This is a genomic window from Streptomyces sp. NPDC127119 (genome assembly GCF_042677425.1).
Taxonomy (GTDB): Bacteria; Actinomycetota; Actinomycetes; order Streptomycetales; family Streptomycetaceae; genus Streptomyces.
On the sequence record NZ_JBHXTO010000254.1, the window covers coordinates 1 to 7,176 of the forward strand.

7 protein-coding genes are annotated in these 7,176 nt (G+C 72.5%); 3 read left to right on the forward strand and 4 right to left on the reverse strand.

Annotated features, from left to right (window positions below; genetic code table 11):
* Positions 1 to 131: 131 nt before the first annotated feature.
* The 4 genes from ACFVH5_RS43275 to ACFVH5_RS43290 are packed head-to-tail and all read right to left on the reverse strand — an operon-like array spanning position 132 to position 3,513.
* The gene (locus ACFVH5_RS43275; RefSeq protein WP_385839181.1) at positions 132 to 296 is read right to left on the reverse strand and encodes a hypothetical protein; all 165 of its coding nucleotides are present in this window, start codon (positions 294 to 296) and stop codon (positions 132 to 134) included.
* 51 nt (positions 297 to 347) lie between these two features.
* Positions 348 to 1,358 (reverse strand): TAXI family TRAP transporter solute-binding subunit, encoded by a 1,011-nt coding sequence (locus ACFVH5_RS43280; protein WP_385839182.1) that lies wholly within the window; start codon positions 1,356 to 1,358, stop codon positions 348 to 350.
* On the reverse strand, positions 1,355 to 2,812 hold the full coding sequence (locus ACFVH5_RS43285) for a sensor histidine kinase (RefSeq protein ID WP_385839183.1): 1,458 nt from the start codon (positions 2,810 to 2,812) through the stop codon (positions 1,355 to 1,357). Before ACFVH5_RS43285 ends, ACFVH5_RS43280 begins: the two co-directional genes overlap by 4 nt.
* Before the next feature lie 11 nt (positions 2,813 to 2,823).
* A complete protein-coding gene (locus ACFVH5_RS43290) occupies positions 2,824 to 3,513 on the reverse strand; it encodes a response regulator transcription factor (RefSeq protein WP_385839184.1) in 690 nt (229 codons plus the stop codon).
* A gap of 211 nt (positions 3,514 to 3,724) precedes the next feature.
* Here ACFVH5_RS43290 and ACFVH5_RS43295 point away from each other — a divergent pair, with 211 nt between their 5' ends.
* Genes ACFVH5_RS43295 through ACFVH5_RS43305 form a run of 3 tightly spaced genes read left to right on the forward strand, consistent with a single transcriptional unit; the run spans position 3,725 to position 7,063 of the window.
* Entirely contained in the window at positions 3,725 to 4,750 is a 1,026-nt protein-coding gene (locus ACFVH5_RS43295) for an amidohydrolase family protein (RefSeq protein WP_385839185.1), read from the forward strand.
* 8 nt (positions 4,751 to 4,758) lie between these two features.
* Positions 4,759 to 5,703 carry an amidohydrolase family protein gene (locus ACFVH5_RS43300; protein ID WP_385839186.1) on the forward strand — a complete coding sequence of 315 codons (945 nt, stop codon included), beginning with the start codon at positions 4,759 to 4,761 and terminating at the stop codon, positions 5,701 to 5,703.
* Position 5,704: 1 nt separating this feature from the next.
* Positions 5,705 to 7,063 carry an MFS transporter gene (locus ACFVH5_RS43305; protein ID WP_385839187.1) on the forward strand — a complete coding sequence of 453 codons (1,359 nt, stop codon included), beginning with the start codon at positions 5,705 to 5,707 and terminating at the stop codon, positions 7,061 to 7,063.
* Positions 7,064 to 7,176 lie beyond the last annotated feature (113 nt).

Genomic DNA, 7,176 nt, shown 5'->3' on the forward strand with positions numbered 1-7,176 from the left:
GGTGAGCGGGGTGTGGTGCGTGCAGCTGCAAGGCGGAGGAGGGCGTCGACGCGGAGCGTCGGCAACCGACGACAACGCCGCAGATGTGCGCACCACACCCCGCGTCTTCGCCGTGATCGACCGGACAGGTCCTAGTTGGTGAAGGTGATGTACTTCCAGGCGCCGTGGGTCGTGGAGCCGATCTTCGCCGTCCTGCAGTGCTTGGAGGCGTTCTTGCCTGACGAGTACAGCTTGCCGTTGTTGCCGAGCGTCAGCGTGGTCGCCCTGCGGGACACCTTGCAGGTGACCTGGTTCATGCCCGGCACCCGCCGACGCGCCCGCAGGGCCCGGGGTGTCGGGGTCGCGGCTCAGCCGTGCAGGGTCCGGTACGCCTCCGCCGCCCCCGGGTGCAGGGCGATTCCGCCCGTGCCGATCAGGCTGCCGACGTCGAGGAACTGGGTGCCGACGGCGTTGTCGGGGACGAGGGCCGTCGCCCGCAGGACCAGCAGGCGGGTCAGTGCCTCGGCGACGGCGTGCGGCAGATCGGGGCGGCACACCAGCAGGTTGGACACCCCGATGGTCGCCACTCCGCCCGCCGACCGGTACGCGCCCTGCGGCAGGGACACCTCCTCCAGACCGGAACCGGCCCGGCCCTCACGCCCGCCCAGCCGGGGCAGCAGCCCGGCCAGCGGCAGGAACCGCAGACCGGGCCGTTCGTCGAGGTCGGACAGTGCGGGCAGGGGCACCCCGCCCGCGACGATCAGGGCGTCGACCGAGCCCGCCCGCATCGCCTCGGCCGCGTCGGCCAGCGGGAGATGGAGCACGGGCACGTCGGCGGTCGGGGTGAGGCCGGCCGCGTGCAGGATCCGGGCGCCGAGCACGGCCGCGCCCGACCCGGTCGCGCCGAGCGAGACGGGGTGTCCGGCCAGGTCGGCCACCTCGCGCACGGGGGAGTCGGCGCGGACGACGAACTGCAGGTAGGTCTCGTACACCCGGCCGATCGCGCGCAACGGCACCGGCCGCGGGAAGAGGTCCGTGCCCTGGGCGGCCAGCGCCGTGTCGGTGAGGACGAGTCCGAGGTCGGCGCGGCGGTCGCGCAGCAGCTCGATGTTGGTGAGGCTGCCCGCGGTGGTGCGGACGCGGCAGTTCAGCCGGGGGTACGCCGACTCCAGTTCCGCGGTGAGGAGGCGGCCGAACGCCTCGTAGAACGCGGTCGGTTCACCGGTCGCGATGCGCAGCACACCGCTCGGTCCGGGGCGCTGCCCGGAGGCGTCGGCGGTGAGCGCACCGCCGAGAACGGCGACGGCGGCCGTGCCGAGGGCCGCATGCAGGAGGGTGCGGCGGTCGAGGGGGCGGGATGCCGGACGGGGGCGGGTCATCGGGCATCACCGCTGCCGCCCGCGCCGCTCGTGCCGCCCGCTCCACCCGGCGCCGCGCGCGGCACCAGCGCCCTCGCCCGCAGCCCGCGCGGTCGCGCCGCCGTCAGGTCCAGTCGGCCGCCCCGGCCCGCCAGCAGTTGTTCGGCGATGGCCAGGCCCAGGCCCGTACCCGCCGTGCGGTTCTCGCGCTGGCGGCCCGAGCGCCAGAACCGGGTGGTGGCCAGGGCGAGTTCGTCCGTGCCGAGGCCGGGGCCGTCGTCCGTCACCGTGAGAACCGCGAACCCGGGCTCGGTGGTGCAGGCGAGGGAGATCTCGGCGCCCTCGCCCGCGTACTTGATGGCGTTGTCCAGGAGGATGTCCGCGATCTGGGCGAGTTCGCGGTCCGTGCAGGCGGCCGGGACCGGGACCGGGTGCGCGGCCGAGGTGGGGGCCAGGGACAGCCGGGCTCCGGCGCGTTCGGCGACCGGCTTCCACAGGCGGTGGCGGTCCGCCGCCACCGCCGCCGCGTCGCAGTGGCCGCCCGAACCGTCGGTCACGGTCAGTTCCCCGGCCCGGTGTTCCGCGGTGGCGAGGGCGAGCAGATCGTCGAGAAGGGTCTCCAGGCGGTCGAGTTCGGTGGTGACCCCGGTGTACGTGCGCTCCCCCGACGGGGCCAGGTGCGTGTGCAGGGCGTCGACGCGCAACCGCAGCGCCGCCATCGGGTTGCGCATCTGGTGGGACGTGTCGGCGACGAGCCTGCGCTGCTGTTCCAGGGCCGCCGTGACGGTACGCGCCATACGGTTGAAGCCGATCGCGAGCTGGCGCAGTTCGGGCGGGCCGCCGGCCCGGGTCTGCTCGGGCGGGAGTCCGGCGGCGAGCTGGCCCACCGCCCGGTCGAGCCGGCGCAGCGGGCTGACCACCCATCCCGTCGCGGCCCGCGCGAGCACCGCGCAGGCGACGGCGACCAGTGCGGCCCCGGCGAGGACGGCGGCCCAGCGCCGGGTGATCTCGTCCGCGGCGGTGCCCACCGAGGCCCGCAGCACGACGGCCCCGGAGACCCGGGTCCCGGTTCCGGCGGGCTCGGCGAACATCCGGTGCCCCCGTGACCAGGGGCGCAGTGCCGCCGAGGGATGCTCGGTCTGGTTGCGCAGCGCCGCGTCGAGCAGCCGGGCGACCGCGGGGTCGGCGGCCCGCATACCGCCGGTCTGGACGACGGTCCTGCGGCGTGTGTCGGTGACGACGAGCGGTTCGCCGTACAGCGCGGTGTAGCGCCGGGCCTCGGCGGCGACGGCCGAGGTGTCGCCGGTCGCCGCGGCCTGGTCCATGAGGGCCGCGAACCGGTCGAGGTCGGCGCTGCGGGCGAGGACGAGCTGCTGGGTGCGGTCGGACGCGGTGAACAGCAGCAGCGGTACGGCGAACGCGGCCACCGCGATCACGACGAACAGCAGCAGCGCGGCCTGGACCCTCGTGCGCACGCGTCGGCCCCTCAGTCCTCGTCGGCCCTCGTCGAGGTGCCGAAGCGGTAGCCGAAGCCCCGGATCGTCGTGAGCAGGTCGGGGCGGCGCAGCTTGGCGCGCAGCTGGGTGAGATGGACGTCCAGGGAGCGGGACACCCCGTGGTGGGCGTCGCCCCACACCTCGTCGAGCAGCTGCTCGCGGCTGACCGCCGTGCCCGCGCGCCCGGCCAGCACGGCGAGGATGTCGAACTCCTTGGTGGTCAGCTCGACCTCCGCCCCGCCGACCCGGACCCGGCGCGCGTCCAGCTCCACCTCGACGTCGGCGGCGCGGACGGTCCGTACGGCGGGGGCGGCCAGCGCGTTCCGGACGCTGTTACGCCGGGTGACGGTGTCGATGCGGGCGAGGAGTTCGGCGAGGCGTACCGGCTTGACGAGGTAGTCGTCGGCGCCGAGGCGCAGCCCGCGCACCACCGAGCGTTCGTCGCCGCGCGCGGTGAGCACCACGACCGGCAGGTCGCTCACCGCCCGCAGCGCGCGCAGCACGTCCAGGCCGTCGGTGTCGGGCAGTCCCAGGTCGAGAAGGAGCAGGTCGGAGCTTCGGTGGTAGGTGAGCACGTCCCGGCCGTAGCGGACCCGGCGGGTCTCATGGCCGTGGTCGTACAGGGCCTCGACGAGCGCGGCGGCCACGCCGTCGTCGTCCTCGGCCAGCAGTACCTGCACCCGGTCCACCTCCTTCGTCCGCTCCGAGCTCTGCGGGAAACGCGGCCACTCCCCGTAGCCACGCAACCGAATGTAGACCACACCGGCCCCGCGTCCGCCGGAGTGTTAAGGGGACGTTAGTTCTGTGTCCGGTCCTCTCGTGCGGCGGCGCGGGCCGGGGTGAGGCTGCACGGCACCCAGCAGTGCAGCTCGGCTTGCGAAGGACGCCGTCATGATCATCGACTGTCACGGTCACTACACGACCGCCCCTCCCGCCCTCGGGGCCTGGCGCGATCGGCAGATCGCCGCCCTCACCGGACCGTCGGCCGCCCCCGACCCCGCGGACCTGCGCATCGGTGACGACGAGCTGCGCGAGAGCATCGAGGCGAACCAGCTGCGGCTGATGGACGAGCGGGGCATCGACGTCACGGTCTTCTCGCCGCGCGCGTCGTTCATGGCCCACCACGTCGGGGACTTCGAGACATCCGCCGCCTGGGCCGCGCTCTGCAACGAACTCTGCTTCCGGGTCTCGCGGTTGTACCCGGAGCGCTTCGTGCCGGCCGCGATGCTCCCGCAGTCGCCGGGCGCCGACCCCGCCACCTGCGTCCCCGAACTCACCCGCTGCGTGGAGGAGTACGGCGCCGTCGCGGTGAACCTGAACCCCGACCCGTCGGGCGGCCACTGGACCTCCCCGCCGCTCACCGACCGCTCGTGGTACCCGCTCTACGAGAAGCTGGCCGAGTACGACATCCCGGCGATGATCCATGTCAGTACGAGCGTCAACCCGGCCTTCCACACCACCGGCGCGCACTATCTGAACGCCGACACCACGGCGTTCATGCAGCTCGTCCAGGGCGACCTGTTCGCCGACTTCCCGACCCTGCGCCTCGTCGTCCCGCACGGCGGCGGGGCCGTCCCCTACCACTGGGGCCGCTTCCGGGGCCTGGCGATGGCACTCGGCAGACCCCCGCTGGAAGAACACGTCCTGGGCAACGTCTACTTCGACACCTGCGTCTACCACCAGCCCGGCTCGGACCTCCTGTACGACGTGATCCCGGCCCGCAACCTCCTCTTCGCCTCGGAGATGATCGGCGCGGTCCGCGACATCGACCCGTGCACCGGCCACCACTTCGACGACACCCGCCGGTACGCCGAGGCCGCCGGCCTCTCCCCGGACGACCTGGCGGCGGTCCAGGAGCACAACGCCCGCGCGGTGTACCCGCGGCTGGACGCCCTGCTGAAGCGACAGGGCAGGTGAGGCGGCCGATGACTTCCCTCTCCCCCAAGACGCCCGGCTGGCTGGACTGGTACGCGGGTCCGTCCACCCCCGCCTTCCGGCTGCCGCCGGGGACCGTCGACACGCACTGCCATGTCTTCGGCCCGCAGGCGGAGTTCCCCTTCGCGCCGGAGCGCAAGTACACGCCCTGCGACGGCGGCAAGGACGACCTGTTCGCGCTCCGCGACCACCTGGGGGTGGCCCGCAACGTCATCGTGCAGGCCACCTGTCACGGCGCGGACAACAGCGCCATGGTCGACGCCGTCCGCTCGGCGGGCGGCAGGGCCCGAGGCATCGCGACCGTCCGCCCCGACATCACCGACGGCGAACTCCTCGCGCTGGACGCGGCGGGTGTGCGCGGGGTGCGCTTCAACTTCGTACGGAGGCTGGTGAACACCTCGCCCGCCGACGACCTGCTCACCATCGCCAAGAAGGTCGCCCCGCTCGGCTGGCACGTCGTCCTGTACTTCGAGAGCGTCGACCTGCCCGAGCTCGAGGGCTTCTTCGGGTCACTGCCCGTGCCGCTGGTGGTGGACCACATGGGCCGGCCGGACGTGACACGGCCGGTGGACGGCCCGCAGTTCACCCGCTTCCTGCGGTTCGTCGAGGACAACGACGTGTGGGTGAAGGTGAGCTGCCCGGAACGCCTGACCGTCACGGGCCCGCCCGCCCTGCACGGCGAACCGCACGGCGATCCGCACGGTGAACGGCACGCCTACACCGACGTCGTCCCCTTCGCCCGCCGGGTCGTGGCGGAGTTCCCCGACCGGGTGCTGTGGGGCACGGACTGGCCGCACCCCAACCTCACGGACCACATGCCCGACGACGGCCTGCTCGTCGACCACGTCCCGCACGTGGCGGTCACGGCCGAGCAGCGGCACAAGCTCCTGGTCACCAACCCGATGGGCCTGTACTGGCCCGGCGAGGACTACTGACATGCAGCACTCCAACGCGCTGAACCGGCTGGACAGGCTGCCGGTCTCCCGGTTCCACAAGGTCACCCTGCTCGCCGTCGCCTTCGCGTACTTCTTCGAGTTCGCGGACATCAACAGCTTCGCCACCACCGCGCCGAAACTGATCAAACTGTGGGGCCTGACGGTCGACCAGGTCGCCTACGTCACCTCGCTCTCGTTCGTCGGCATGTTCGTCGGGGCGATCGTCGCCGGGTCCATAGCCGACCGGTGGGGCCGCAAACGGGCCCTGATCTGGACCACACTGTTCTTCGGCGTCTCGTCGTTCGCGGCGGTGTTCTCCTGGGACCTGGTCTCGCTCGGCGTGTTCCGCGTCCTGACCTCGGCCGGCCTGTCGGCGATGACCGTCGTCGGGGTCGTCTACGTCAACGAGATGTACCCGTCGGCGATCCGCGGCAAGTACCAGGCGTACGCCATCGCCATCGGCATCTGCGGCACGCCCGTCACCAACCTCATCGCCAGCGCCGTCGTCCCGCTCAACGACTGGTCGTGGCGGCTGGTCTACCTGTGGGGCTCGCTCGGTGTCCTGCTCGTCCTCTTCTCCGGCCGCCTCAAGGAGTCACCGCGCTGGCTGGAGAGCCGGGGCGAGCACGCGGCGGCCGACGCGGTCCTGACCGAGATCGAGACGGCCGTGACGGCGGAGAAGGGGCCGCTGCCCGAGCCCGCGCCGCCGGTCGCGGAGACACCGTCGACGAAGGCGCCGCTGCGGCTCCTCCTCCAGAAGAAGTACCTGCTCCCGACCCTGCTGCTCTCCGTCCTGTGGATGACGCAGACCATCGGCTTCTTCGGCTATTCGAGCTGGGCGCCGACGCTGCTGGCCAAGGAGGGCTTCAGCGTCGAGAAATCCGTCTTCTACGTGGCACTGACCACGGTCGGAGCGCCGCTCGGCTGCTATCTGGCGTCCCTGGTCACCGACCGGTTCGAACGCAAGTGGTGCCTGGTCGCCTTCGGCACGGTGATCGCGATCTGCGGGCTGCTGTACGGGCTCACCTTCAACCCCGTGCTCATCATCGTGTTCGGCTTCCTCGTGAACCTCTTCGAGCGGGGATACACGGCGCTGGCGTACGCGTACTCGCCCGAGCTGTTCGACACGCGGGCCCGGTCGCTGGGCACGAGCGTGTCCTACGGGCTGGGGCGGCTGTCGAACGCGGCGGGCCCGCTGATCGTCGCCGCGCTGTACACCGGGCACGGGTATCAGAGCGTCTTCTACTTCATCGCCGGGACGTGGCTGGTCGGCGCGGTCACGCTGGCCGCGTTCGGCACACGGACGCGCGCGACGCGCTTGGCCGAAGCGGAACCCCAGCGGACCCGCGTCCCGGTGTAGGCCCTACCGGAGCCTCGGGCCGGGTGCGGGCCCGTGGGGGCTGGCCGCGCAGTTCCCCGCGCCCCTAAAAGATTGCGCAGTTCCCCGCGCCCCCATTCAGCTGTCTCTTATAC

What these genes read in the sequence shown, in the direction of transcription:
- ACFVH5_RS43275 (WP_385839181.1), bottom strand. Translation starts at nt 296, where the DNA reads ATGAACCAGGTCACCTGCAAGGTGTCCCGCAGGGCGACCACGCTGACG.
- ACFVH5_RS43280 (WP_385839182.1), bottom strand. Translation starts at nt 1,358, where the DNA reads ATGACCCGCCCCCGTCCGGCATCCCGCCCCCTCGACCGCCGCACCCTC.
- ACFVH5_RS43295 (WP_385839185.1), top strand. Translation starts at nt 3,725, where the DNA reads ATGATCATCGACTGTCACGGTCACTACACGACCGCCCCTCCCGCCCTC.
- ACFVH5_RS43300 (WP_385839186.1), top strand. Translation starts at nt 4,759, where the DNA reads ATGACTTCCCTCTCCCCCAAGACGCCCGGCTGGCTGGACTGGTACGCG.
- ACFVH5_RS43305 (WP_385839187.1), top strand. Translation starts at nt 5,705, where the DNA reads ATGCAGCACTCCAACGCGCTGAACCGGCTGGACAGGCTGCCGGTCTCC.